This window comes from Streptosporangium sp. NPDC002524, from assembly GCF_040295985.1.
Taxonomy (GTDB): Bacteria; Actinomycetota; Actinomycetes; order Streptosporangiales; family Streptosporangiaceae; genus Streptosporangium.
Map to the genome: position 1 here is coordinate 82,540 of NZ_JBEOWK010000004.1, position 24,534 is coordinate 107,073.

The window sequence follows — 24,534 nt, forward strand, 5'->3', positions numbered from 1 at the left end:
ACATGGGGGACATGCGTAGCGATCCGCTGGGGTTCGTGACCGGCCTGGCCCGCCGCTACGGCGACGTCACCGGCCACCACGCGAACGGCGAGACCGTCTTCATGGCGCACCGCCCGGACCTCGCCCGGCACATCCTCAAGGACAACGTCGGCAACTACACGAAGGAGAACACGCCGGACGACCACATGCTGCGCCCGCTGCTCGGGAACGGCCTGCTCACCAGCACCGGCGCGGAGTGGTCACGTCAGCGCAGGCTGTGCGCCCCGGCCTTCCGCCGCAGCGAGGTCGCCTCCTTCGACGAGATCATCACCGACGAGACCGCCGCCCTGCTGGCCCGCTGGCGCGGCCCCGCGGAGACCGGCGCCCCCCAGCCGATCGACCACCACCTCACCTCGCTCACCCTGTCGATCCTGACCCGCGCGGTGCTCGACGTGGACCTCGGCGCGGCGGGCGACGGGTTCGGCCGGGCGGTGGACGACGTCAACCGCTTCATCGGCCACTACGTACCCGACCCCGATCCCGACCCGGCCGACACGGTCCGCAGGCGACAGGGCTACGTACGCGCCCGCGCCCTCCTCGACATGATCACGCGTACGGTCATCGCCTCCCGCCGCGCCTCCCCGCGGACCACCGGCACCCTGCTCGACACGATGCTCGGCTCCCTCACGGACACCGACCTCCGCGACCAGGTCCTCACCCTGATCATGGCCGGGCACGAGACCACCGCCAAGTCCCTGACCTGGACCCTCTACCTCCTGGACCGCCACCCGGAGGAGGCCGGGCGGATCCGCGACGAGGTCGACCGCGTCCTGGGCACCCGCCGTCCCACCGCCGAGGACCTGCCCGACCTGCCGCTGTGCCGCCGGGCCGTACAGGAGGCGATGCGCCTGTACCCCCCGGTCTGGCTGATCTCCCGCCGCGCGACCGGGCCCGACGAGCTCGACGGCCACCCGGTACCGCCCGGCACGCTCGTCTGCGTCAGCCAGTGGGTCCTGCACCGCGACCCCCGCTACTGGGACCGCCCCGATGCGTACGTACCCGACCGTTTCGACGGCGCCGACCTCCCGAGCCACCTGTACCTGCCGTTCGGCGGCGGCGAGCGTATCTGCATCGGCCAGCACCTCGCCCTGATCGAGGCGACGCTGGTCCTGGCGATGCTCTCCCAGTCGGTACGGCTCACGCTGGAACCCGGCTTCCCGGTGGAGCCGGAGGCCCTGGTGACACTACGGCCGAAGCACGGCATGCGCATGACCGTGAGCCCCCGATGACCGCCACCCGCGGCACGTCACGCGTATGACCGTGAGCCCCCGATGACCACCGCCCGCGGCACGTCACGCGTATGACCGTGAGCCCCCGATGACCGCCACCCGCGGCACGTCACGTGTATGACCACCCTGGGAAGTACGGCACGCACATGGTCGTGAACCCCCGATGACCACCGATGAACCCCGATGGCCCTCGATGATCCCCGCCCGCAGCACGTCACGCACACGATCGTGAGCCTCCGATGACGACCACCCCCACCTCCCCGCACTCCACGGCGACCGTCACCGACCACGACGACCCCGCGCGGTGGGCTTCCCCCTCGCGAAACCCCGTCCCCCCGGCCTCCCCGGCGCCGAACGCCGGTTCGTACAACCCCGCCGCCACCACGGCGGGCGGGATGGCGGGCGAGCTGGCGCGGCTGGAGGCCCAGGCGGCGCTCTCGTTCGACGAGGAACTGAGCCTGCTGCGCGAGCTGGGCCTGACCGCGCCGGACGGCCCGCTGGTCGAGGTCGGCGCGGGGTCGGGCGCGATCACCAGGCGGTTGCGCCGGGCCATGCCCGACCTGTCGCTCGTCGCCGTGGACATCGACCCGGACCTGCTCGCCCACGCCGAGGGCACCGGTGCCGAGCTGATCGTCGCCGACGCCGCCGACCTGCCGCTGGAAACGGCGAGCGCGGGATACGTACTCCTCAGGTACGTCCTTCAGCATCTCCCCGACCCCGCACCGGCCCTCGCCGAGGCCCGCAGGATCCTCCGCCCCGGTGGCCGCGTCCTGGTCACCGAGGTGGACGCCTCCTGCTGGGGCCTGGCCGAGCCGGCCTACCCGGAACTGGCCGGGATCCACGCCAAGCTGGCGGCGACCCAGCAAGCCGCCGGCGGCGACCGCACGATCGGCCGCCGCCTCACCCGCCTGTTACGTGACACCGGCTTCACGGAGGTCGCCCTTCGCCCGTTCGCCACGACCAACGACACCCGACCCACGGATGACTTCGCCCCCCACCTCGGCCCGGGACGGCTGCAGCCGCTCCTCGCGGCCGGTGTGCTGTCGCTCCGCGAGTTCGCCCTCGCAGCCGACCGCTGGAACCGGTTCCGCGCAGACCCCAACGCCTGGGTGATGCTCCTCGGGTTCACCGCAGCCGGTACCGCCCCCGACGCGCCGCCCGGCGGCCGTCACACCACCGAAGGAATCCAGTGAGCACCAACGTCAAGATCTTCATCACGATCTTCTGCTACATCAGCGGCGTGATGGGCATCGTCACCGCCGTCCTCCAGGCGAGCAGCACCCCCGCCAACACCCCCGGAGCGATAGGCGCGGGGGTGATCGGCGGCATCTTCCTGGTGGCCGGCGTCGCCCTGAGCCGCAAACCCCGTTACTAGAGCCGTCTCCTCCCCGACGGGACGGTCAGCCGATCGGACCTGTCCGTCCGGCCGGTGACCACCGACGCGACACGGGACCGGATCGAGCCGCCGCCACCGGCCGATCCGGCCCCTTGAGGCCGTCGCGCGGAAGGCCGGTGAGCCCGGACCGTACACGAACGCCTGGCCGGGTGGACCGCGTACGGACACCTGGAAACGGGTCCTCGCCGTCACCCTGACCATGGCGGACGCCCGTCAGAGGCGGGCTGGACGGTGGCGGTAGTCGCGGTGATGGTGGTGCGGAAGCGTGCCCGGTAGGTGGTCGGGGCGATGCCCAGGGTGTGCTGGAAGACGCGGCGCATGGTCTCCGCGGACCCGAAACCGGACTCCTCGGCCACCTTCTCCACGGGGTCGTTCCCCGCTTCGAGGAGGGTCCGGGCGGCCTCCAGCCGTACCGATTCGAGGTAGTGCCCCAGGGTCGTCCCCGTCTCGCGGCGGAAGAGCCTGCTGAGGTGGCGGGCGCTGACACCGGCGTCACGGGCCAGGGACTCCAGACTGTGCGGAGCGGCCGGGTCGGCCACGACCCCGTCCATCACGGGCCGCAGCACCGGGTGCGCCGTCTCGCACGGGGCCAGGCGGGCGCTGAACTGGGACTGCCCTCCGGGGCGGGCCATGAAGACGACCAGCTCGCGGGCGACGTCGCGCGCGAGACCGGCCCCGTGGTCGGCCTCGACCAGCGACAGCGCCAGGTCGATCCCCGCGGTGACACCGGCGGAGGTGACGACGTGGCCGTCCCTGACGAACACCGGGTCCGGCTCGACCCTCACCCGGGGATAGGCCGCCGCCAGCTGCGCGGCGAGCCGCCAGTGGGTGGCGGCGCGCCGCCCGTCGAGCACGCCCGTCTGCGCCAGCACGAAGGCCCCGGCACACACCGAGGTGACCCGCGCCGAGCGACGGGCGAGCTCCGTGACCAAGGTGAGCAGGTCCTCGTCGGCCACGGCCCGCCGCCAGTCGTGGCGGCCGGGGACGACGACCGTGCCCAGCCGCGCGGGCAGGCCCTCCAGTGCCCCGTCCACCCCGATACGCACCCCGGAGGAGGTACGTACGTCCGCGCCGGACGGGGAGACGACCCGTACCGCGTAACGGGCGCCGAAGCCGTTGGCCGTGGTGAGGACCTCGGCGGGACCGGTGACGTCCAGGAGTTGCACGCCGTCGAAGGCCACCACCGCGACCACGTGCTCCGCCCGCCTGCCCGACGTCACTCGGGCCACGGCGAGTCCAGGATCGTACGTACGAAGTCACCGCGCACGAACCCGGGAACGTAGTGGGCGAGCACGTCGGCCTTCACGTTGCCGAACGTGGTCTCCGGCTTGTCCCGGATCCCCTCGGTGAAGGCGCCGAGGATGCGCCGCTTGAAGCCGGGGCGCGGGTGCAGGGCCACGACCGCCGCCCGGTCGGCCTCGCCGATGTCGTCGTAGCCGATGCCCAGCACGTCGTACTCCACCCCCGCCGTCACCAGCGCCACCTCCGGCTCCATGAACTCGGGGACGCCCGGGGTGGTGTGCAGGGCGATCGCGGTCCACACCCGGCGGACGCCGTCCTCGGGCACCTGATGCTCCCGCAGGAAACGGCGGGCCTCGTCGGCGCTGTCGACCTCGAAACGCCGCCCGCTGCCGTGGAAGGGCTCGCCCAGGCCCAGGTCGTGGAACATGGCCGCGACGTAGAGCAGCTCGGGGTCGAAGTCCAGACCCCGGTCACGTCCCCGCAGGGCGCCGAAGAAGTACACCCGGCGCGAGTGGTCGTAGATCAGCTCGCTCGTGCTGTCGCGTACCAGCGCGGTCGCCTCCCTCGCCAGCGTCGAGTCCGGCACCCGTATCCCGGCCGGTGCTGAGAAGTCCCCGTTCATCGCCATCACCCCTGCTCACGACGCCCCCGGCCCCTCCGGCGGCACCTCCAATCTACGAACCGCCCAATCGCGACGCCATGACCGTGGGGCCCAGTAGCCCACAGATACGGACATCATCCGGAATCCACGGCGGGGAAAAGAGGTCCAGGCCCGGGAAGCCGAGAAGGGACAGCAAGCCCTCCTACGCGGCCATCGCGATCTCGTGGCTTCGCAGTCTCGCGATCTCGCGGCCTCGCGGCCTTGTGGCTTCGCGGTCACCTCAGGCCCGGCGAGCCGATCTCGGAGCCGTCATCCGTGACGATCTCGCACGCGGGCAATGAGGCGGCCTGTCCCGACAACGAGGTCAGTGCGAATGAGCCTCTTCGAGAGACGATCCCGCCAAGCGTGCCGTGACCACGCCGGCGAAGTTGGAGCACCCGAAGATGTCCTCGTGCGGGCAGGCCAGGCCGTGGGCGATGGCGGTGCGTGCCGCCTGGGCCCGGGCGATCCGCCGGTCCAGCTCGGCGAGCTTGCGCCGGCACAGCTCCCGCCAGCCGTCGCCGTCCGGCGACCGGGACGCGACGAACGCCTTGACCTCTCGCAGCGTGAAACCGACATCTCGCAGCAGCAGCACCACCCCGACCAGCTCGACCGCCGACGGCGGGTAACGCCGCTGGCCCGAGACCCGGGTCGGCGCCGGGAGCAGGCCCAGCTCCTCCCAGTAGCGCAGAGCGGAGGTGGCGACACCGGTGCGGCTCGCCAGTTCGCCGATCGTCAGCTGCTCGTCCATTTGACTTCAAGCGTACTTGAAGCCGTTGACTGCCGATCATGCGAACAGCGAGTACGTCCCTCAGGCAACGCGCGCTCAGAGAACTGGTGAGCCAGGCGCACCACCCCCGGGGCATCGTCGGGCGGGTGGTCGGCTGGATCTTCGCTCACCGCCACTCCAACCGGCGGCGCAACATCTGGGCAGTGTCGTTGCTGGACGTACGGCCCACCGACCGGGTGCTGGAGATCGGCTTCGGTCCCGGCATCGCCATCGCCGAGCTCGCCGCCCGTGCCACCCGGGGCCACGTTTTCGGCGTCGACCACTCCCTGGCCATGGTCCGCCAAGCGACCCGTCGCAACGCCGCCGCCGTCCGCGCCCGCCGCGTGCGCCTCACGCACGCCTCCGTGGAGCGGCTCCCGAGCTTCGGCGAACCGCTCGACGCCGTCCTCGCCGTCAACTCCGCAGGATTCTGGCCCGACCCGGTGGAACGGCTTCGCGAACTGCGCCGCCTGCTCCGCCCCGTGGGACGCATCGCGCTCGTCAGCCAGCCCCGCTGCCCCGGCGCCACCCGCGACACCACGACCCGAGCCGCCCAAGAGCTCCAGGACATGCTCACCCAAGCCGGCTTCGTCCACCTCCGCGTCGAGACCCTCGACCTCGACCCACCCGCCGCCTGCGTGCTCGCCGACAATCCGACCGGCACGCCGTCATGACCGCCGCGCGGTGAGCGGGCGGCGTGCATCGGGTCGTCACCCATCCGATGCGCGCCGGACGGGTGAAGGGTGCGAGCCGACCGGACGAACACGACTCAGGCCGTGCGGGCCAGGGCGGTGGCCGTACCGTCTATCAGGGCTTGGAGGCCGTGTTCGAAGGCGTCCTCGCCGAAGGAGCCGCCGCTGTCGCGGAGCGCCGCGATCAGGGTGGCCTCCCTGCCCCCGTCGCCCCCGCCGCCCCCGTCGAGCAATCCGGCCAGCGCCGCGAGCCGGTCCGGAGGCGCGTCCGCGTCCTCCCGACGCTCTGTCTGCTCCTGGAGGACGCACCCGTTGACGTAGCGGGTGAGGGCGGTGATCGTACGCAACGCCAGGACCGGGGTGAAGCCCCGGCCGACCATCGCGGTCAGCTCCTCGTCGAACATCCTGATCGTCGCCGGGCTCAGGCTCGCGGCGTTGGCGACGAGGCGGGCGCCGTCGCGGTGGGCGAGCAGGGAGGCGCGGTACGCGCGGGCCCGGCGGGCGAGCCAGTCCTGCCAGGGCTCGCCGTCGCGGGGCGGTCCCATCCCGGCGGCCAGGACGATCGCGTCGGCCATCCCGTCGAGCAGCTCCTGCTTGTTGCGCAGGTGCCAGTACAGGGCGGGCGACTGGACCCCCAGCTCCGAGGCGAGCCTGCGCACCGTCAGCCCGTCCAGGCCGACCTCGTCGAGCAGCCGCAGCGCCGTGTCGATCATCATCTGCCGGGTCAGGCCGGCTCCCCGCTTGTTCTCGTTGTTCTCACCCATCGGTTGACACCTTAGCAGCGCTAAGGAAGCATGACGGCGACGCGCACTTAGCACTGCTAAGGAAAACTCGCGTGCCGGACACCCCAGGAGTGTCGGCCGCGGAGGGGAGAAGCATGTCCACCATGCGAGAACAGCGGCTCACGAGGGCGCTGCTGACCTGCGGTGCCGTCGCCGGGCCGCTGTTCGTCCTCGTGGTCGTGATCCAGGACTACGCGCGCGCGGACTTCGACCCCCGGCGGCAGCCGCTCAGCATGCTGAGCCTGGGCGACCTGGGGTGGATCCAGATCGCCAACTTCGTGATCACAGGCCTGCTGAACGTCGCGTTCGCGGCAGGGCTGTGGCGGGCGCTGCGTCCGGGCCGCGGCGGGACCTGGGGGCCGCTACTGATCGGCGCGTACGGCACCGGCCTGGTCGGGACCGGTGTCTTCCGCTTCGAACCGGCGTGGGGCTACCCGCCCGGCGCGCCGCAGGGCCTCCCCGACGACCCCGGCCTGGGCTACATCCTGCACGGCGCCGCTTTCGGCCTGGTGTTCGTCGCACTGGTCGCGGCGTGCTTCGTCTTCACCCGCTACTTCGCCGTACGGGGAGAGCGCGGATGGGCCCTCTACTGCGCGGCCACCGGCGTGGCGCTTCCCGCCCTCTACGTGCTGGCGGGACTGCTGTCGGACAGCGGCGAGGACTCCCGGCCGCTGAGCCTGCTCCTCCGAGCCATCGCCCTCCTGGGCTGGGGGTGGGCCGCGGCACTCGCGGTACGGATGCGCGCATCACACACGCAGACCAGGTCCGGCATCGGGTGAGAAGAAGGTCACGGTGGTGCGGACGTGGCGATCACCGGACCAGAAGACGTGTCGGCTCGCCGAGTACGGATGCCGCGGCGGAAAAGTCGGCCAGGCGGGCGGCCAGTGTCTCGACGGCGAGCCCGCGAGGTAGCACGGTGTTGAACTTGAGCCCGTTCAGCGCCCTGTCGTCCACCTGCGGGTGCCGGAGATGGAGGGGCACGAAGGTCGCCGTCCTGGCGCGCGATCACTGTGCAGTCGGGGTGGACGGTGTCGTAGGTCCCGGCCCGCACTTCGGCGAGTGCGTCGACAGCCCGGCGGGTGAGCCGTACCGGAGGCTCGGCGCCCAGGGCGACGTCCCGCATGGCACGGGCCGTCGCGAAGGACGTGCCACCGGACGCGGTGGACGTCCATCGGACCTCCCCTCCGGTTCCCTCCACGGGTTCGACGAAGCAGCGCCGCCGCTCCCAGTCGGTCCAGTCGCCCTTCCAGGTACGCCCCGCCAGGAGCAGCAGGCGCGGGCTCTGAACGCGTCGCTCGTTCGGTGTCGCTCCGGGCCCTCAGGCCCGCATCAGTTGCTCGATGAACTCCTGGGTCCGCGCGTCGACGGACCAGACGTGGGTGCCGGCCATCCCGCGGGTGAGCAGGACCTTGTAGGTGTTGCGGATCAACCGGTCCGCCTGCTCGTCGCTGGTCCCGCGAGTGAGAGCCGGGTCTTTGCTCGCCGCCCGGACGGTGACGAGCCTGCCGTCGCGGTAGACCAGGTCGGGGCCGATGATCACGCCGTTCCAGTCGTACTCGAAGCCCTGGGCGGTGTAGACGCAGCCGACCTGCTCGAAGCCGCCGTCCTGGGTCGCCCACAGCGCGCTCGCGGGCGCGTCGCCCACGGCGCGGTCGCCCTTGACGTTCCACGGACGGGACCAGTCGCCGATTCGCACATCGTGGACGAGTGTGTCGTCCTTTCGAGGATCGCTCCACGGCCAGCAGAATCCGGCCGTCATCCGGGCCGAGTAGTCCTTGTCCAGCTTCGATCGCAGCAGGGCCTCGAGCTCCTGCGGCGAACCGGCCGCCGAGACCGAGAAGTGGTCGTCGCCGAGCCACGGCACGGGGCCGCCGGCTCGCAGGCCGAGGAGGCGAAGCACCCACTCCTCGTACGCGCGGCTGCCGCCACAGCGGTACTGCTCGTCGAGGGAGACCTCGTGAACCCGGAACCCGCGCGCTTCCGCGTGACTCCTGATCTCGGCCACGGTGCCCATCTCGCCGGGTCGCACCACCTGGTGCTCGTCCAGCAGGAAGACGGGCACTCTGGCGGCGTCGATCAGCTCGTCGACCTGGCGCCGGTCGCTGCGCAGGTGGGCCGGGGTGTAGCGGTTCTGCGAGGTCTCCCGGATCCGGTGCGCCTCGTCACAGATGAGGACGTCGAGACCGTTGCGCTCGGCCTTCGTGAAGCTGTTGAAGTACTTGAAGAGGTTCTTCACCTTCGAGGAGCCCTTGCCCGGCACCCGGCGCAGCGTCTCGGTGAACGAGCGGGACCCCGTGGCGTGCATGACGTCGCGACCCTGTCGCGACAGCTCGCCCAGCAGGGACAGCGCGATGACGCTCTTGCCGCTTCCCGGGCCGCCGCTGACGATGACGACCTCCTTCGAGTCCGCCCCGCGCGCCCTGGCGACGGAGTTCAGCACAATCTCGTACGCCAGCCGCTGCTCGTCGAGCAGCACGAACTGCTCGCGGTCCCTGATCTCCGCGGCGGCGAGTTTGAGAAGCTGCTTGGAGGGACGGACGGCGCTGGTGAGCAACCGGTCGGCCGCGCCCGCGCCCGACTCGGGGGCGAACCGCTCGCGGAGGTAGTCGAGGAAGGCTCCGCGACGGCTCTTGGTGAACATACGGCCCTGCTCGCCCAGCACCTCCCCGTAGAGGTCCTCGACGTCGAGGTCGGCCGCGTTGTGCAGGTAGGCCACGCCTCTGAGCACGTCACTCCGCCCCTCCAGGGCCGCGACGAAGTCGGCGATGTACTCGCAGTAGTTCTCGACCTGGAGCACCGGGTGCAGCCGGGGGTCGCCGGACACGCCTCCGACGAGCACGAGTTTGGGATCGCCCTCGAACAGCTCGGCCTGGCTCCACTGCTTCAGCTCCACCACCACGTACGCGTCACCGCCCGTGCGGCGGTCGACCCCGGCGAGGACCACGTCGGCGCGCTTGCTGGTCAGCGGGAGCTGGTACTCGACCAGCATCTCGACGGCACCGAGCCCGGCGTCGACCAGGTCGCGGGCGAGGACGGGGAGGCTGCGGTCCCAGGACCTGCGCTCGGCGTCGGAGGGGTTGATGCGCGCGGTCCTTCGGAGGTGCTCGGCGATGACTTCGCTCAACCGTCGTTCGGGAACCGAACCGTCGGTCGCCAGCATGGCCAGACTTTCGGCGGAATGCCGAAATGCCGTCACGGACCTACCCCCAGGCAGCACGAGAGACTCGTGCGGTGTGGGGGCGTGTCCGCGCTCAGACGACGAGCGGAAGCCCGTCGGGCCGCATCACTACGCCAGGCACATTACAGCGATCATCCGACAAAATCAGGCGAGAGGCGGGGCCTTCCTGGCCGACCCCCGATAGGTCTCCGCGTCGTAACGCCGGTCGCTCTGGTCGAGCTTGGCGTGGGCGGCTTCGACGAGGTCGATCCCCAGTACGTCGGCGAGCCGGGTCAGATAGATCATGACGTCGGCCACCTCGGACCTGAGGCGCTCGGCGGCCTCGGGATCGTCCATGACGCTCGCGGCCTCCCCGGGCGTCAGCCACTGGAGCTCCGCGAGCAACTCGCCGACCTCGCCGGCCAGAGCCATGGCCAGGTTCTTCGGCGTGTGGAACCTCTCCCAGTCCCTGACCTCGGCGAACCGCCGAAGTTTTCCGGCCAGTTCCTCAAGCTCTGTCATGGAGGCACGTTACAGGCAGCGGCGATCAAAACCACCGGCAGCCCGCACGGGGGCGGTCACCTCGGCGAGCTCGCCGTACCAGGACTTCCGCGACTCCCGCCCGGACGTGTGGACGAGGAACACAGGGGTGAGGCGCGGCTGGATCGGTTGCCGACCTCCGGCCGGGCCGCGCGGCCGGGAGCGGGGTCAACGAGAACCCGGCGCGGCTCGTAGTGCGTCGAGTTCCTCGTTCATGGCGTCGAGGAAGGTGGCCACGGTGCGCAGCTCCTCGGGGCCGAAGCGCCGCAGGACGTTGTCCGTGCCGCGGCCGAGCGGGCGGAAGAAGACCGCGGCGAGTTCCTGTGCCGCGTCGAGGTAGTGCAGGTGGACCACGCGCCGGTCGTGCGCGTCGCGGACCCGGCGGATGTGCCCGGCCCGCTCCAGCCTGTCGAGGCACGCGGTGATGGCACCCGAGGTGAGGTTCAGCTCCTCCCGCAGCCGGCTCGGCGTGATCGGCGACGGAGCGTCGAAGATCTTCATCAGGGCCTGGACGTCGGTGGGGTGCAGCCCGTGCTCGTGGGCGAACTCGTGGGCGATGCGGTTGAACTCGGCGGTCATCCGGCGCAGCCGCACTGCGAAGGACAGCAGGTCGATGCCTTCCTCGCTGTCGCCGTCCATACGGCCATGCTACTTTAACTCAATCATTGAGATACTTAATGGTTGAGTTATATGTGGGAAAGGTGATCTCATGGCGCGGCAATCGATCCGCTGGCTTGTCCCGGCGATGCTGGTGCTGGTCTGGCTGGCCGTCGGGGGAGGGCTGGGGCCGTTCGCGGGCAAGCTCACCGAGGTGTCCACCAACGACCAGGCCGCGTTCCTGCCGCAGAGCGCGGAGTCGACCCGCGTCCTGGAGGTGCAGGAGCGGTTCCGCCAGGACGCGACGCAGCCGCTCATCGTGGTGTGGACCGCGGACGGCAGGGACGTCACGCCCGAGCAGGGCGACGCGGCGACCCGGGCGCTCGCCTCGCTGCGCGGGACGGAGGGCGTCGTCGGGACGCCCTCGCCTTCCATCCCGTCGGACGACGGCCAGGCGCTGCAGGGAGTGATCCAGCTCGGCCCCGACGTCGAGGGCTCGCTCGGGGAGACCCTCGACCGGATCGGCTCGGCGGTGGCGGTCGACGGCCTGCGGGCTCAGCTCGCGGGGCCGGCGGCCACCCGGGCCGACCTGTCCGACGCCTTCGCCGGGATCGACGGCCTGCTCCTCGGGGTGGCGCTGATCACCGTTCTGATCATCCTGCTGGCGGTGTACCGGAGCGTCCTGCTTCCGCTCGTCATCATCGGCGGCGCGGTATTCGCGCTCGGCCTGGCGTGCGCCGTGGTGTACTTCCTCGCCGACCGCGACATCGTCCGGGTCGACGGACAGGTGCAGGGCATCCTGTTCATCCTGGTCATCGGCGCGGCCACCGACTACGCGTTGCTGCTGACCGCCCGCTTCCGGGAGGAACTCGCCACGACCGGCGACCGCTTCACCGCGGGCCGCGTCGCGCTGCGGCGCTCGTTCGAGCCGATCGTCGCCAGTGCCGCCACGGTGGCCCTCGCCCTGCTCGCGCTGCTGCTCAGCGGCCTGACCAACAACCGCGCGCTCGGCCCGGTGGGCGCCATCGGCATCGCGTGTGCCGCTCTCAGCGCGCTCACCTTCCTGCCCGCCGCTCTCGTCCTGCTGGGCCGCGCCGCCCTGTGGCCCGCGAAGCCGCGCCCGGCGGACGTGTCCGGCGCCGAGGCGCGTGGGATCTGGGGCCGGGTGGCCACCCTGGTCGACCGCCGTCCGCGCCGCCTCTGGATCGCCACCGTCCTGCCCCTCGTCGCCCTCGCCCTCCTCGCGCCGCAGCTGAACGCCAGAGGGGTGCCGCTGGACGAGACCTTCGTGAACGACGCGCCGTCGGTGGCGGCGCAGGCGACGCTGAGCGAGCACTTCCCCGGCGGCTCGGGGCAGCCCGCGGTCATCGTCGTCCCCGCCGGGCGTGCCGAGGCCTTGGCGGAGACGGCCGGGGGCGTCGAGGGCGTGTCCGGCGCCGAGGTGGTGACCCGGAGCGGACGGCCGGGTGACGCCCCCAAGGTCGTCGACGGGCTCGCGCTGGTGGAGGCGACGCTGGACGACGCGCCGGACGGCGACGCCGCCCAGGACACGGTCAGGCGCCTGCGCGCCGCGCTCGCCCCCGAGAACGCCGGGAACGCCGGGAACACCGGGAACGCTGAGAACGCTGAGAACGGCGTCATGGTCGGCGGTTACAGCGCCCAGCGGTACGACACGACGGAGACCGCGAGGAACGACACGCTGCTCATCGTCCCGGTCGTCCTGGCGATCATCCTGCTCATCCTGATCGTCCTGCTGCGCTCGCTGACGACGCCCGTGCTCCTGGTGGTCACCGTGGCACTGAACTTCCTGGCCACCCTCGGTGTCTCCACGCTGGTCTTCACGCACGTGTTCGGCTTCACCGGCGTCGACGCGTCCGTTCCGCTGTACGGCTTCGTCTTCCTGGTCGCGCTGGGGGTGGACTACAACATCTTCCTCATGTCCAGGGTGCGCGAGGAGACCGCGCGCCACGGGGCACGGGAGGGGCTGCTGCGCGGGCTGGTCACCACCGGCGGGGTGATCACCTCGGCGGGCGTCGTGCTCGCCGCCACCTTCGCCGCGCTGGTGGTGATCCCCCTGGCCTTCCTCGCGCAGATCGCCTTCATCGTCGCCTTCGGCGTCCTGCTCGACACCCTGGTGGTGCGATCCCTGCTGGTCCCGGCGCTGGTACGGGACCTGGGCGGGCGGGCCTGGTGGCCCAGCCGTCTGGGCCGTGCCGAGGTGGGGCCGAAATCCCGGGAACTGACCGAGGTGCCGAGGTGACACCCGGCCCAGGGGAGAAGTCGAGGTGACGCGCCGGACCGGAGGGGAAGGTCGAGGTGGCACCTCTGGCCCAGAGGGGAAAGCCGAAGTGACACCCGGCCCGGACGGGAAACAGGTGACCTCCGGCGTGGGCGGCGGGAAATAGGGCGGAAGAAGGCGGTATGCCGGTGCTAGCCTTCCGGGGTCGGCCGCGGGACTCCGGCGCGACTTCCGGGACCCGCCTTTGAAGCGATGATTCGCAGCTCGTGCTCCCACTCCCCGGCCGACCTCGTACAAGCTCGTGCTCCCGTTCTTCGGCCGACCCCTGCGAGCCTGTGCCCTCGTTCCCCGGCCGGCCCCGTACGTCACCCCGGAGGCGGCGATCGACGCTCACATCGAGACCGTCGCGGACCTGATCGCCGCCGAGGACGTCCTGCTGTTCGTGAACGCGGCGATCACCTCCACCGGCCAGCGCGAGTTCCACTCCGGCGCGGGCGAGCAGAGCCTCTCGCTGGACTTCCTGCACAGCTACCTGCTGGGCAACTACCGCGACCTGTACGCGGCCACCCTCGCCCTGGACGTCAACGACCACAACGCCGTACTGATCGTGAGAAACCTGCTGGTCACGGCGGGGGAGGCGGATCCGGGGCAGCGCCGGGCCGAGGGGCGCCTGATCGCGCGGAGGCTCGCCCTGCTGCCACCGCCCCGGGTGTACCGGCTGTTCCGCGAGCTGCACCGGGCCAAGGTCAACAACCGGCGCACCAGGGCGATCATGCGGGACTGGCTGGCGGCCCGTCCCGACCTCGCGTTCGACGCGGTGAAGTACCGAGGCGCCGTCAAGGACGTCGTCCGCCACGCCCACCTGAGGCCCGGCGGGGAGCTGGGGCCGTTCCTGTTCACCCCGCACCGGCCGGCCGCCTACGCCACGCCGATCCTGGAGACCTGGCGGCGGGCCCACTACGAGCAGGCCGCGATCTACAGGCTGCCGTACACGGTCGCGGAGGGGTTCGCGGCGAAGCACCGCATCGCGCGCGCCACCTTCCTGGAGCGCATCGCGCCTCGGCTCACCCGGCTGGAGCGGCTGCGGTTGCAGGAGTCGGCGCGCGGCCTGGGGGCCGGCGCGGTGCGGGCCGACCTCACCACGATGCCGCTGACCCGGCTGGCGTCGTACGTGCTCGCCCTGTCGGTGGACGATCGCGTCCACCGCCGCGCCGAGCTGACGGAGGCGTTGCGCGCGGCCGCCCGCCGGATCGCGGGCGACCAGGCCGGGCGCTGGGGCACGGTGGCCGCCGTCCTCGACGACAGCTTCTCCGCGTACGGCTCCGGGCACAAGCGCCGCCGTCCGCTCGCCTGCCACTTCCTGCTGGAGGCGCTGGCCTCCGAGTACACGCCGCTGTGGCTGTCGGGCCGTACGGACGCGCTGCTTGTCCATCCGTACGGGGCGACACCGCTCGGCGAGCGTGTCCTCGACGCTCTCGAACGCGGACCCGAGCGCCTCGTCATCGTCTCCGACGGATGGGACAACTCACCGCCGGGGCTCGCGGGAGAGGTGCTGCGGATCTGGCGCACCCGGCTCGACCCGGACCACACCTGCGCCGTCGTGCACCTCAACCCGGTGTACGACGCCGCCGACTTCGACGTACGGCGGCTCGCGCCCACCGTCCCGACCGCCGGGATCCGCGACGCCGAGAACCTGGTCGCCCTGGTGGAGCTGGCCCGGTTCGCGGAGGGACGCAGCGGGATCGCCGAGCTGCGCGCCCACCTGGCCCGCCGCGCCGAGGTGTTCCTGCGGGAGGACGCGTGACGGATCTCGCTCTCACCGGGCTCTCCACCCGCCCCGCCCAGGCGTGGGGTGGCGTACGGCTCGTCCCGCTGGTCCGCGAGGAGCCGATCGAGGACCTGCGGCTCGACGCCCGGCTCTACGACGCGGAGCTCGGAGTCGTCGCGGTGGACTCGCGGACCTCGTACCTCTCCTACATCCCGCACGGGTTCGTGGCGAGCTGGACGAACGACGGCACCCCCGCCGCGGCGTACGGGACCCAGCTCCGGGAGCCTCGGGAGCGTGACCGCCCGCCCGCGCGGATGTCGCTGCGGTTCCACCGCCGGATGGCCCGCCGGGCCGACAGGAACCGGCTGCGCTTCCTGCCCATGCACCTGGCGCTCGAGGGGTATCTGGCGCTGCACTTCGGCGGGCCGGAGATCGCGTGGGAGGAGTGGTCGCACCGCGCGGTCAGCCGCGGGCTCTCGCCTCGCGTCGAGGAGGCGTACGTGGGCGCCGAGGTCAGCGGCCTGGAGGACGCCCTGCGCGTCTTCGAGATCCACCGAGGTCAGTGCGGCGTTCTCGTCCACGTCGCGGACGCGCTCGCCGCCGTGTTCGTGGTGCCGCACCCCGACGACTACCGTGCCCTGCACACCACCCTCGTGCACGACCTGTACGGCGAGCTGATCCACCACTACGCGATGTTCGGCGGGCCGGTGCCCGACTTCCGCGCCCGCGTCGCGGACGCGACGGTGCGCTCGCTCGCCGACCTGCGCGCGCGGGCCCGCCGGCAGCGGGACGAGTGGGCGGCCTTCACGACAAGGTGATGGCGGGCGGGCTGCTGGGCGCGGACTACACCTACCAGCGCGTGTACGAGATGGGCGGGTATCGCCTGTCCCGTTTCCTGCCGACCTTCGAGCGGCAGCGCGAGAACCACATCGGCGAGCTCATCACCGACGGGGCGGGCCGGGTCGCGTACCTCAAGACGTTCCGCCTGTCGGAGAACCAGGTCCGGCGCGGCCACCTGCTGACCAGGCTCGCCGCCACCGGCTGGAACGTGGCCGCCACCGCCGCCGCGCTCGGCGTGACCGAGCCCGAACTCGGCCTGCGCATCGAAGCCGCGGGCTTCGGCCACCTCCTCCGCCAGGACGTCCTCGACCACTACCGCGCCCGTGCCCGCAGCGATCGCCGGTCCTGAGCCACCCGGTCTCGCCGTGGTGGCCGCGAAAAAGGAGAGACCGCTCAGCCGGTCACGGCGCGGAGGACCTTCATGAACGCGCGCATCCACGCCGGATGGTCCGGCCAGGCCCGGCCGGTCACCAGGTTCTGGTCGACGTGAGCCTCGCTGTCGATCCAGGTCCCGCCCGCCTGCTCGACGTCGGGGGCACAGGCCGGGTAGGCGCTGCTCTCCCTTCCCTTCAGCACCTTTGCCACCCCGTAACAACTCCGTGGTCCGTGTCCTTCGATCCTTATCACGCATATGGGCGAGGGCAACGGCGGGAATCCCAGGAACCGGTAAAACCGGCTTCCCCGGACCGTGTGGCCGACCGTCGCCTATCCCTGAGGCAGCCAGCGCCGGACGGACTCCCGGGATGTGACCGCCGCACCCGAGTTCCGCTCAGCTCGTCTCCGTCACCCGCAGTCCGATGCGGTCGCGTACCGCCACCGCCCGCAGGTCGTCGTAGCCGGTGAGGAGGCTCAGTGCCTTCGTCCAGTGCCGGTGGGCCGCCTCCGGGTCCTCGTCGAGCAGGGCCGCTCCCAGGCCGTCGAGGGCGAGGGCCTCGTTCCAGGTGTCGCCGAGCTCGTGGTGGACGGTGGCGGCCTGGCGGTGGAAGTCGGCCGCTTCCGCGTGGCGGCCGAGGTGGCGGTAGGTCTCGCCCGCGCCGTGCCAGGCCAGTGCCTCCCGGCTGCGGTCGCCGAGGCGGCGGTGGAGCGTGGCGGAGCGGTGGTAGGAGTCCAGCGCGTCGGCGAACCGGCCGTCGGCGAGCTGGGCGTTGCCGAGGGTGATGAGCCAGAAGCCCTCCAGCCGGTTGTTGCGGAGGCCGAGGGCGATGTCCAGCGCGGCGTGAGCCGACTCCAGGGCTTCCCGTATCTCTCCCCGTTCCCGCTGGAGTTCGCTCATGAGGCGCAGGACGTTGCCCTCACCGCGCTGGTTGTCCAGGGAGCGGTGCGCCGCCAGCGCGCGCCGGGCGGCGTCCGCGGCCTCCGGCAGGCAGCCCGCGTGGTAGTGGGTGCTGGCGAGGTTGGACAGCATGGTGGCCTCCCAGTGAGCGGAGTGCCGCTCCTGGAAGGCGGCGGCGGCCTGCTCGAAGTGCTCCGCGGCGTCGTCCAGCCGTCTCGTGCGGAGATGCGCCAGACCGATCAGGTTGAGCGAGTGCGCCTCGCCGAGCCGGTCACCCAGCTCGCGCCAGATCGCCAGCGCGTTCCTGTGGCATTCGAGGCTCTCGGCCAGGTGATTGATCCGGGTGTGTCCCATGCCCAGCTCGGTGAGCAACTGCCCTTCCGCGACGCGGTCACCCAGCCGTTCGGCCGCCGCCAGCCCCAGGCGGCCCACGGCCAGCCAGTCGGCGACCGGCGCCGAAGGAGACTGCGCGTTCGACAGGACGGCCGACAGCTGCCAGGTGAGCCGGTCCTGCCCGGTCGAGGCGGCGATCCTGATCGCCTGCAGGAGGTTCGTGTGGTCACGCTCGGACCAGTCCACGGCGGCGTTGTAGTCGGGGAAGGTCAGCGGACGCACGCCGTCCGCCGGTGGGGTGAGTTCCACCCGGGCTTCGGCGGGATTGATCCAGCTCTGGGCGGCGTCGGCGGTGTGCAGGTACCAGTCCAGCACCCGGCGCAGCGCGGCGTCCCGTTCCCCGGGCGGTTCCTCCTGCTGCGCCTGATCGGCGGCGTAGGCGCGCAACAGGTCGTGGAACTGGTAACGGTCCGGCGCCGTCTGTTCGAGCAGATGGGCGCCGACCAGGGAGTCAAGGAGCTGCCGGGTCCGGCTGGGGGACAGTTTGGCGAGGGCCGCGGCGGCGTGGAGGCCGAATTCCGGGCCCGGGTGCAGGCCCAGCACGCGGAACAGCCGGGCGGCCTGCTCCGGCAGGGCACGATAGGACCACGCGAACACCGTACGGACGGCTCCGGCCTCCTCGTCGTCCCCCGTGCTCAGGGCGTCCCACAGGGCGGACTCGTCGCGTAGGTCGGCGATCAGGTCGTCCAGCCGCATGTGGGGGTAGCTGACGGCGCGTTCGGCGGCGATGCGCAGGGCGAGCGGCAGCCGGGCGCACAGCTGGGCCAGTTCGGTGAGTTTCTCCTCGTCGTCCTCAGGCCGGTATCCGGAGGTGACGGCACGCAGCAGGGCGACGGCCTCCGGCTCGGGCAGCGTGCCGAGCGTCAGCCGACGGGCCCCGTCGTGTACGGCGAGACTCGAAAGGCGGTTTCTGCTGGTGACGACGACCAGGCAGCCCGCGCTGCCGGGCAGCAGCGGACGGACCTGGCCCGCCGTCGCCGCGTTGTCCAGCACGATCAGCACCCGGCGGCCGGCCAGCCGCGAGCGGTAGAGCGCAGCGGCGTCGTCGAGGTCCTGCGGCACGGAATGGGCGCGGACGCCGAGAGCGACCAGGAAACGGTGCAGGGCCTTGTGGGCGGTGACCGGCTCTCCCGGGTCGTAGCCACGGAGATTGATGTAAAGCTGCCCGTCGGGAAAGCGATCCTGGATCTGATGTGCCCAGCGCAGCGCGAGTGACGTCTTTCCCACGCCCGCCGTCCCGGCGATCACGTACACCGAGATGACGCGCGGATCGCCGTCCTCACCGATCAAAACCGTGTTCAGCTCTTCGAACTCGCCGGTGCGGTTGACGAATCCCCGCACATCGGCCGGTAGTTGCCGTGGGGTGAGGTTGGCGGGGACGCTCCGGTCAGGTTTGCCGTGTTCGTGGAAGTGGACTCCGCCACTGACGTCCCTGGCCTGTACGACATCACGCGAGGACCCCGACAGTTCGGAACGCGAGTCGCCGGGGCGCTCCTCTCCTTCTCCGGTCCTGTTGACGCCTACTCCAGCTTCGTCCCGGGCGAGTGAAGATAGGTCAACTCGCGGTCGAAGTAGGAAATCACATCTTCGCCGACCCCATAGAGATCTTCGATATATTTCTCCCAATCTTCGATGAAGCCGGGATCGGTGTAGCGGATCGCGCCGTTCGGGACGCCCGTCGCGGTGTAGAGGACGTAGTAGAGGGTCCGGCCGCCGAGGATGACCACTTCGGGCAGGGGATCGGTCTTCTCCGAGGCCGCCACCTTTTCCACGCCGATCACACGGATCCGCTCACCGCATTCGGCGCGGAGCCGCAGCGAGTGCAGCTCCCACTGCATATACGGGGTGAGCGGTGTCTCGACCACGCGTACCCGGTGAAAGAAGGAACCGCGGCGTTCGTCCTCTCGGGTGAGCGCGAGGAGGTCGTCTCGTCTCTCCTCGAGCAGTCGCAGCGCCTCGTCCCAGTCGCCTCGCCGGAACGCGTCACGGCTTGGGCTGTCCTGCTCCTCGAAATGCTGCCGCCGCTCGAACTTCCAGGAGTCACGGTCGCGGATCTGCGCGTCCCGTTGCCGGAAGTCGCGTTTGTAGGCCTCCCTGACGAGTTTCTCGCCCTGCGCGGGAACACCCCGCCCGGGAACGACGAAAGGGGCGCGGGGATCAAACATCGGCGATGTCCGCCTTGGCCGTGCTGAGCATGATGCCGGGGATGACGACCAGTCGCTCATCTGGTGCGAGGGACACGCCCTCGGGCAGGTGAGGGCCGTAGGCGGCCGTGAGGTCCCTGCCGATCACCGCGATGTCGCCGTTGCTGAGTTGCCAGATATCGGGGCATTCGTCACGCCCGTCCGAACGATCCAACTCCTTGGCCGACTTCCCTAATCGCCGCTCGAACAACGCGGAAGGGTCGGCCTCCCAGGAACGAGCCATGCCCGCCTCCAGTCGGCTTGACTGTACGTTTCACCTGTGCGGAGCATATGTTGGACGGTTCTCCGGTACAACGGAATCAGTAAGCTGCCATGCAAAAACAGCTGAAAAAAACAAACGGCCGGTCCGAAACGGGAGGAAAGCGAACTGAATGAAAGTGGCCGTCGCGCCGCTTCGCCGATTCCCGGTGCGCAGAGTCACGATGGTTCGACGCCGGGTCGACCATGAGCGGGCGTTTATCGGCTGAACGCGGATCGGGACGGGCCTTTTTGGATTCGTGCTTTGGTCGCGTGTTCCGACATCCGGCTCATCGGTGATCGATTGCGGCGGTCAGCGGACTCCGGAGACTTTGAGAACACCACGGCATGAACAGTGCACAGGGGATTTTCTCGTAGCAGGAACTCTCATACTCAAAGAGAAGGAAGGGAAAGTGCGGGTGTTGTCGCAGGCCAGGACGCCATTTGGGATGGCCGGAGGACGGTCGCGGCGGGTTCGCACACGCGCGACTCGTGATCTGCGACTGGAGTAACGGTCGGTACGGGGACGATTGACCGGGGCCACCGGCGGGACCTGATCGCCGCCTTCGTGAAGGACGGTCAGTCCACGTCCTGTTCTCTGTGGGGTTTCGGAGCTCCGAAGGTGATCCCACCTTCGATATCCCCGGCCTGTACGACGTTACCGTGCACGGTGCCGCTGATCTCGTTGTGAAAACCGCCGGGCCCAGGTTCGGGCGCCGTGTCCTCGGGGCGCGAGGAAACAGCGCCGTAAACCGCCAGCCCCAGCCCGAGCAGCCCGACAAAGGCTCCGAGGACGCTGGCGAGTTTGTCGGCGCGATCCAGGCCGACCGCGATGAAATACCACCCCAGAGCGACCAGTGCCATCAGCGCCACGGCCGCACCCGACCAGGCCAGTGCGCGTCTCGACATGTGCTCAGTGTCGGCCATATTCCGAAACAGCGGAAGTCCGCCGCGAAATTCGTCACGCCCGGCGCCCCTGTACGTCGACCGTGATGCTCCGTTCCCTGCGGGCAGGCATCTGTCAGGTTCGCCGTACGAGACGCTTTGCCGGGCCTTCATGGAGAGGGTCTTCGTGAAGCGGGTCTTCGTGGAGCAGGTCTTCATGGAGAGGGTCAGGACGGCCGCATGGTCTGGGTGCCGATGACGGTGAGGAGTTTCAGCCGGTCGGCGGCGTCGGTGCCGGGGGCGGTGCTGTAGACGACGATGCGGAGGTCGCTGCCGGGCACGGCGAGCACGTCGCAGTCGAGCGTGAGCGGGCCGACGTCGGGGTGGTGGACGGTCTTGCGGTCCGACTCGTGGACGCCGACGACGTGGGTGTCCCACAGTTCCGCGAAGCGGGGGCTGGTGCCGCGCAGGTCGGTGACGAGCGAGCGCAGGTCGGTGTCGGAGGGGTAGCGGGCGGTCGCCGACCGGAGATCGGCGACCGCGGCCGTCTCGAAGCGGACCTCCTGCTCCGGGGTGTGGCTGACGCGTCCCAGGCCGCCCGTGAAGTGGCGCCAGATCACGTTGCGCCCGCGCCCGGCCAGCAGGGAGGGGTCCCCGAAGAGCGCGGCCCACAGCCGGTTCCAGCTGATCAGGTTCCAGGCGGCGTCGTTGACGCTGAGGGGGGTGCCGTCGAGCTGGTCGAGCAGCCGCTGCACGCTCGGGGTGATGTGGGAGGACATGCGTCCGGGGGTGGGCGGTGGCTGTCCCGCGAGGAGGAAGAGGTGCTCGCGTTCCTGGGTGGACAGCCGCAGCGCCCGGGCCAGCGCGGTGAGGATCTGCGTGGACGGGGAGGTCGCCCGGCCCTGCTCGAGGCGGGTGATGTAGTCGGCCGACACCCCCGCGAGCATCGCCAGCTCCTCGCGCCGCAGGCCCGCCGCACGGCGCGGCCCGCCACCGGGCAGCCCGACCGCGGCCGGGGCGATCCGGTCACGCCAGTGCCGCAGCGCGGGGCCCAGCTCTCCGCTTTCGGTCATTCCCCCAGTATGCGCCGGTGCCCGGGGGACAGCCTGGTACCACCCGTCCCAGGCGGGACGGGGTGCTCGCGGGGTGCTTTTCGAGGTGACGCCCGCCCCGGCGCACGCCTCCTGGGACCGCCGCAATGTGATCACCGTGCGGTACGCCGGGACCTGCCCGGTGTCAGGCGCCGGGGTACTTCCTGAGCCAGGCGTCGGTGATCTCGTGCCTCCCGGCCGACCAGGCCGCGAGGTCGTCGGCCAGCTCGGTGATGGTGTCGCGGCCCTCCAGGTGCGCGAGCCACCCGGCGGGGAGCGCCGCCTCACCGTGGAGGGTGCCCAGGAGGTTGCCGCAGACGGCGCCGGTGGAGTCGCTGTCGCCGGAGTGGTTGACCGAGAGCAGCAGCGCCCGCCCGACGTCGCCGGGCGCGGGATACGTCAGGGCGCAGTAGACCGCGATGGCGAGCGCCTCCTCGGCGACCCACGCGCCGCCCAGCGCCTCGACCCTCTCCGGGCTCGGGCCACCCTCCGCCGCGAGGGACACGGCCTCGCGCAGCGCCAGGCTGGTCTCCTCGTGCGAGGGGTACGTCGCCAGCAGGTCCATTCCCTTCCGTACGGCCTGCGCGACTGTCCTGTCCGGCTTCGAAGACCCGTTCGCCTCGACAGGCCCGTTCCCCGCCAGGAAGTGGACGATGGCGGCGAAGGCACCGGCGGCGAGGTAGCCGGTGGGGTGGCCGTGGGTGATCTGGGCGCACTCGGCGGCCAGGTCGAAGGCGTGGCGGGGGCCGCGCGCGCCCAGGCCGAAGGGGGCCGAGCGCATCACCGTCCCGCAGCCCTTGGAGTTGGGATTGACCGGCCCCGGCTCGCCGAACGGGGCGGGGACGAAGGCCCGGGAGCCGCGCAGGCCCGACAGGCAGGCGTTCCCGGGGGCTCGCTGGGAGTAGAGCCACTCCTGCTCGCGGAGCAGGCCGGTACGGATCAGGTCGTTCCCGGACGAGGCCGGAGCTGGATCGTCGTACGCCGGACGGTTGTTCGCGGCCGGGGAGGAAGCGCGCGCCGGGTGGGCGGCGGGGCTGTCGTTCACAACGGAAGCGGGGGAGACGGGGGAGGCGGGGAGCGGGGAGCGGTGGTGCTGGGTGTCCAGCCAGCGCAGGTAGGCGCGCCGGACGGCGGCGACGTCACCGCCGCGGATCAGCCCCTCGACGGTGAACAGCGTCATCTGCGTGTCGTCGGTGATCAGGCCGATCTTGCCGCGCCAGTCGGGGACCAGGCCGGTCACCCCTTCGGGGCCGTGCCGTCCGCGGATCCTTTTGATCGACTCGAACTCGACGGGAGCCCCCAGCGCGTCGCCGAGCGCGCCGCCCAGCAGGCAACCCCTCACGCGGTCGCGGTGGTCCGGCAGATCACGGGCGGGAGGACGCACGGACACAATCCTTTCGTCACCGGTTGACATCAACAATGCTTGAGGTTTGAGACTGTGCGCTAAGCCATCGAGGGAGAGCGATCGATATGCGCATTGTCCAGGTAACCGCGTTCGGGGGGCCAGAGGTAATGGTCGTGGACCGGGTGCCGGAGCCGGTCGCCGGGGCCGGGCAGGTCGTGGTCGGGGTATCCGTCGTGGACGTCCTGTTCCTGGAGACGCAGCTCCGCACCGGCTGGGGTGTCGAGTTCTTCGGGCAGAAACCGCCGTACGTGCCCGGGGGCGGGGTGGGCGGGCGGGTGGTCTCGGCCGGGGAGGGGGTCGATCCCGGCTGGGTCGGGCGCGACGTCATCGCCATGACCGGCGACGGGGGGTACGCCGAGCGGGCCGTGGTCCCGGTGGACGCCCTGGTCCCCGTACCGGACGGGGTGGGCGTACGGGAGGCGACGGCGCTTCTCCAGATCGGCCCGGCCGCGCTGAGCCTCGCGGGCGCGGCGGAGCTCAGGCCGGGGCGGCGGGTGCTGGTCACCGCGGCGGCGGGAGGGCTCGGCAGCCTGCTGGTGCAGCTCGCCCACGCGGCCGGCGCCCACGTGGTCGCGGCCGCCCGGGGCGAGCGCAAGCTCGGCCTGCTCCGGGAGCTGGGAGCCGACACCGTGGTCGACTACTCCGAGCCCGGCTGGGCCGGGCGGGTGCGGGAGGCGTCCGGCGACGGGGGACCGCTCGGGACGTCCGGCGACGGAGGACCGCTCGGGACGTCAGGCGATGGGGGGCCGCTCGGGACGTCAGGCGACGCCGGAGTCGACGTGGTCTTCGACGGTGCAGGCGGGCGGATCGGCCAGGACGCGTTCGGGATCACGGCGCGCGGCGGCAGGTTCTTCACGTACGGCGTGCCCGGCGGGGACTTCGCGCTGATCGACCCCGGGGAGGCCGGACGGCGCGGGGTGGCCGTGCGCGGGATGGAGCAGGTGCAGTTCGCCCCGGAGGAGGGCAGGCGGCTGGCCGGGCTGGCGCTCGCCGAGGCGGCGGCGGGCCGGATCAGGCCGGTCGTCGGGCAGACCTTCCCGCTTGAGCGGGCCGCCGACGCGCACACCGCGATCGAGTCCCGCGACACCGTGGGGAAGACCCTGCTGCTGATCTGAG

Annotated in this window: 26 protein-coding genes; 11 read left to right on the top strand and 15 right to left on the bottom strand. The window is 71.3% G+C overall.

Annotation, left to right across the window (positions count from 1 at the left end; translation table 11 throughout):
* Window positions 1-11 precede the first annotated feature (11 nt).
* From ABT053_RS07420 to ABT053_RS07430, 3 genes are all read left to right on the top strand, one after another.
* Window positions 12-1,268 carry a cytochrome P450 gene (locus ABT053_RS07420; protein WP_350968036.1) on the top strand — a complete coding sequence of 419 codons (1,257 nt, stop codon included), beginning with the start codon at window positions 12-14 and terminating at the stop codon, window positions 1,266-1,268.
* 239 nt (window positions 1,269-1,507) lie between these two features.
* On the top strand, window positions 1,508-2,461 hold the full coding sequence (locus ABT053_RS07425) for a class I SAM-dependent methyltransferase (protein ID WP_350968037.1): 954 nt from the start codon (window positions 1,508-1,510) through the stop codon (window positions 2,459-2,461).
* Complete coding sequence (locus ABT053_RS07430) at window positions 2,458-2,643, top strand: hypothetical protein (RefSeq protein ID WP_350968038.1); 186 nt, start codon at window positions 2,458-2,460, stop codon at window positions 2,641-2,643. Before ABT053_RS07425 ends, ABT053_RS07430 begins: the two co-directional genes overlap by 4 nt.
* A gap of 209 nt (window positions 2,644-2,852) precedes the next feature.
* Here ABT053_RS07430 and ABT053_RS07435 read toward each other — a convergent pair whose 3' ends face one another.
* From ABT053_RS07435 to ABT053_RS07445, 3 genes are all read right to left on the bottom strand, one after another.
* Window positions 2,853-3,893: a GlxA family transcriptional regulator gene (locus ABT053_RS07435; protein WP_350968039.1), complete on the bottom strand. Its 1,041-nt coding sequence runs from the start codon at window positions 3,891-3,893 to the stop codon at window positions 2,853-2,855.
* The gene (locus ABT053_RS07440; RefSeq protein ID WP_350968040.1) at window positions 3,881-4,528 is read right to left on the bottom strand and encodes an HD domain-containing protein; all 648 of its coding nucleotides are present in this window, start codon (window positions 4,526-4,528) and stop codon (window positions 3,881-3,883) included. Before ABT053_RS07440 ends, ABT053_RS07435 begins: the two co-directional genes overlap by 13 nt.
* 343 nt (window positions 4,529-4,871) lie before the next feature.
* Complete coding sequence (locus ABT053_RS07445; protein WP_350968041.1) at window positions 4,872-5,297, bottom strand: MerR family transcriptional regulator; 426 nt, start codon at window positions 5,295-5,297, stop codon at window positions 4,872-4,874.
* 38 nt (window positions 5,298-5,335) lie between these two features.
* On the opposite strand from ABT053_RS07445, the gene ABT053_RS07450 reads away from it, so the two are divergent.
* Window positions 5,336-5,989, top strand: coding sequence for a class I SAM-dependent methyltransferase (locus ABT053_RS07450; protein ID WP_350968042.1), 654 nt, complete (start codon window positions 5,336-5,338; stop codon window positions 5,987-5,989).
* A gap of 95 nt (window positions 5,990-6,084) precedes the next feature.
* On the opposite strand, the gene ABT053_RS07455 is transcribed toward ABT053_RS07450, so the two are convergent.
* Window positions 6,085-6,771, bottom strand: coding sequence for a TetR/AcrR family transcriptional regulator C-terminal domain-containing protein (locus ABT053_RS07455; protein ID WP_350968043.1), 687 nt, complete (start codon window positions 6,769-6,771; stop codon window positions 6,085-6,087).
* 113 nt (window positions 6,772-6,884) lie between these two features.
* Between ABT053_RS07455 and ABT053_RS07460 the strand changes: the two genes are divergently transcribed.
* On the top strand, window positions 6,885-7,568 hold the full coding sequence (locus ABT053_RS07460; RefSeq protein WP_350968044.1) for a DUF998 domain-containing protein: 684 nt from the start codon (window positions 6,885-6,887) through the stop codon (window positions 7,566-7,568).
* A gap of 31 nt (window positions 7,569-7,599) precedes the next feature.
* On the opposite strand, the gene ABT053_RS07465 is transcribed toward ABT053_RS07460, so the two are convergent.
* Window positions 7,600-7,770 carry a hypothetical protein gene (locus ABT053_RS07465; RefSeq protein ID WP_350968045.1) on the bottom strand — a complete coding sequence of 57 codons (171 nt, stop codon included), beginning with the start codon at window positions 7,768-7,770 and terminating at the stop codon, window positions 7,600-7,602.
* A 98-nt stretch (window positions 7,771-7,868) separates the two neighbouring features.
* On the opposite strand from ABT053_RS07465, the gene ABT053_RS07470 reads away from it, so the two are divergent.
* On the top strand, window positions 7,869-8,075 hold the full coding sequence (locus ABT053_RS07470) for a hypothetical protein (protein ID WP_350968046.1): 207 nt from the start codon (window positions 7,869-7,871) through the stop codon (window positions 8,073-8,075).
* Between the two features lie 32 nt (window positions 8,076-8,107).
* Here the strand turns inward: ABT053_RS07470 and ABT053_RS07475 are convergent, their stop codons facing one another.
* From ABT053_RS07475 to ABT053_RS07485, 3 genes are all read right to left on the bottom strand, one after another.
* Window positions 8,108-9,949: a DNA/RNA helicase domain-containing protein gene (locus tag ABT053_RS07475; RefSeq protein ID WP_350968047.1), complete on the bottom strand. Its 1,842-nt coding sequence runs from the start codon at window positions 9,947-9,949 to the stop codon at window positions 8,108-8,110.
* A gap of 162 nt (window positions 9,950-10,111) precedes the next feature.
* Window positions 10,112-10,468 carry a nucleotide pyrophosphohydrolase gene (locus tag ABT053_RS07480; protein WP_350968048.1) on the bottom strand — a complete coding sequence of 119 codons (357 nt, stop codon included), beginning with the start codon at window positions 10,466-10,468 and terminating at the stop codon, window positions 10,112-10,114.
* A gap of 186 nt (window positions 10,469-10,654) precedes the next feature.
* A complete protein-coding gene (locus ABT053_RS07485) occupies window positions 10,655-11,125 on the bottom strand; it encodes a MarR family winged helix-turn-helix transcriptional regulator (RefSeq protein ID WP_350968049.1) in 471 nt (156 codons plus the stop codon).
* A 70-nt stretch (window positions 11,126-11,195) separates the two neighbouring features.
* Here ABT053_RS07485 and ABT053_RS07490 point away from each other — a divergent pair, with 70 nt between their 5' ends.
* The 4 genes from ABT053_RS07490 to ABT053_RS07505 all read left to right on the top strand — a co-directional run bounded on the left by ABT053_RS07490 (window position 11,196) and on the right by ABT053_RS07505 (window position 16,279).
* Window positions 11,196-13,343: an MMPL family transporter gene (locus ABT053_RS07490; RefSeq protein ID WP_350968050.1), complete on the top strand. Its 2,148-nt coding sequence runs from the start codon at window positions 11,196-11,198 to the stop codon at window positions 13,341-13,343.
* Window positions 13,344-13,623: 280 nt separating this feature from the next.
* Window positions 13,624-15,126, top strand: a complete 1,503-nt coding sequence (locus ABT053_RS07495; RefSeq protein WP_350968051.1) for a hypothetical protein — start codon at window positions 13,624-13,626, stop codon at window positions 15,124-15,126.
* A complete protein-coding gene (locus ABT053_RS07500; RefSeq protein ID WP_350968052.1) occupies window positions 15,123-15,908 on the top strand; it encodes an ARPP-2 domain-containing protein in 786 nt (261 codons plus the stop codon). Before ABT053_RS07495 ends, ABT053_RS07500 begins: the two co-directional genes overlap by 4 nt.
* Window positions 15,884-16,279 carry a hypothetical protein gene (locus ABT053_RS07505; RefSeq protein WP_350968053.1) on the top strand — a complete coding sequence of 132 codons (396 nt, stop codon included), beginning with the start codon at window positions 15,884-15,886 and terminating at the stop codon, window positions 16,277-16,279. The genes ABT053_RS07500 and ABT053_RS07505 overlap by 25 nt, the downstream gene beginning before the upstream one ends.
* Before the next feature lie 44 nt (window positions 16,280-16,323).
* Here the strand turns inward: ABT053_RS07505 and ABT053_RS07510 are convergent, their stop codons facing one another.
* From ABT053_RS07510 to ABT053_RS07540, 7 genes are all read right to left on the bottom strand, one after another.
* Complete coding sequence (locus ABT053_RS07510; protein ID WP_350968055.1) at window positions 16,324-16,506, bottom strand: DJ-1/PfpI family protein; 183 nt, start codon at window positions 16,504-16,506, stop codon at window positions 16,324-16,326.
* Between the two features lie 193 nt (window positions 16,507-16,699).
* A complete protein-coding gene (locus ABT053_RS07515) occupies window positions 16,700-18,937 on the bottom strand; it encodes an ATP-binding protein (RefSeq protein WP_350968056.1) in 2,238 nt (745 codons plus the stop codon).
* Between the two features lie 179 nt (window positions 18,938-19,116).
* On the bottom strand, window positions 19,117-19,761 hold the full coding sequence (locus ABT053_RS07520) for a DUF6879 family protein (RefSeq protein WP_350968057.1): 645 nt from the start codon (window positions 19,759-19,761) through the stop codon (window positions 19,117-19,119).
* The gene (locus tag ABT053_RS07525; RefSeq protein WP_350968058.1) at window positions 19,754-20,023 is read right to left on the bottom strand and encodes a hypothetical protein; all 270 of its coding nucleotides are present in this window, start codon (window positions 20,021-20,023) and stop codon (window positions 19,754-19,756) included. Before ABT053_RS07525 ends, ABT053_RS07520 begins: the two co-directional genes overlap by 8 nt.
* Before the next feature lie 593 nt (window positions 20,024-20,616).
* On the bottom strand, window positions 20,617-20,964 hold the full coding sequence (locus ABT053_RS07530; protein ID WP_350968059.1) for a hypothetical protein: 348 nt from the start codon (window positions 20,962-20,964) through the stop codon (window positions 20,617-20,619).
* A gap of 185 nt (window positions 20,965-21,149) precedes the next feature.
* Entirely contained in the window at window positions 21,150-21,995 is an 846-nt protein-coding gene (locus ABT053_RS07535) for a helix-turn-helix transcriptional regulator (protein ID WP_350968060.1), read from the bottom strand.
* Between the two features lie 163 nt (window positions 21,996-22,158).
* Window positions 22,159-23,397, bottom strand: a complete 1,239-nt coding sequence (locus ABT053_RS07540; RefSeq protein ID WP_350968061.1) for an ADP-ribosylglycohydrolase family protein — start codon at window positions 23,395-23,397, stop codon at window positions 22,159-22,161.
* A 128-nt stretch (window positions 23,398-23,525) separates the two neighbouring features.
* Here ABT053_RS07540 and ABT053_RS07545 point away from each other — a divergent pair, with 128 nt between their 5' ends.
* Window positions 23,526-24,533, top strand: a complete 1,008-nt coding sequence (locus ABT053_RS07545; RefSeq protein WP_350968401.1) for a zinc-binding dehydrogenase — start codon at window positions 23,526-23,528, stop codon at window positions 24,531-24,533.
* The last annotated feature ends 1 nt before the right edge of the window (window position 24,534 follow it).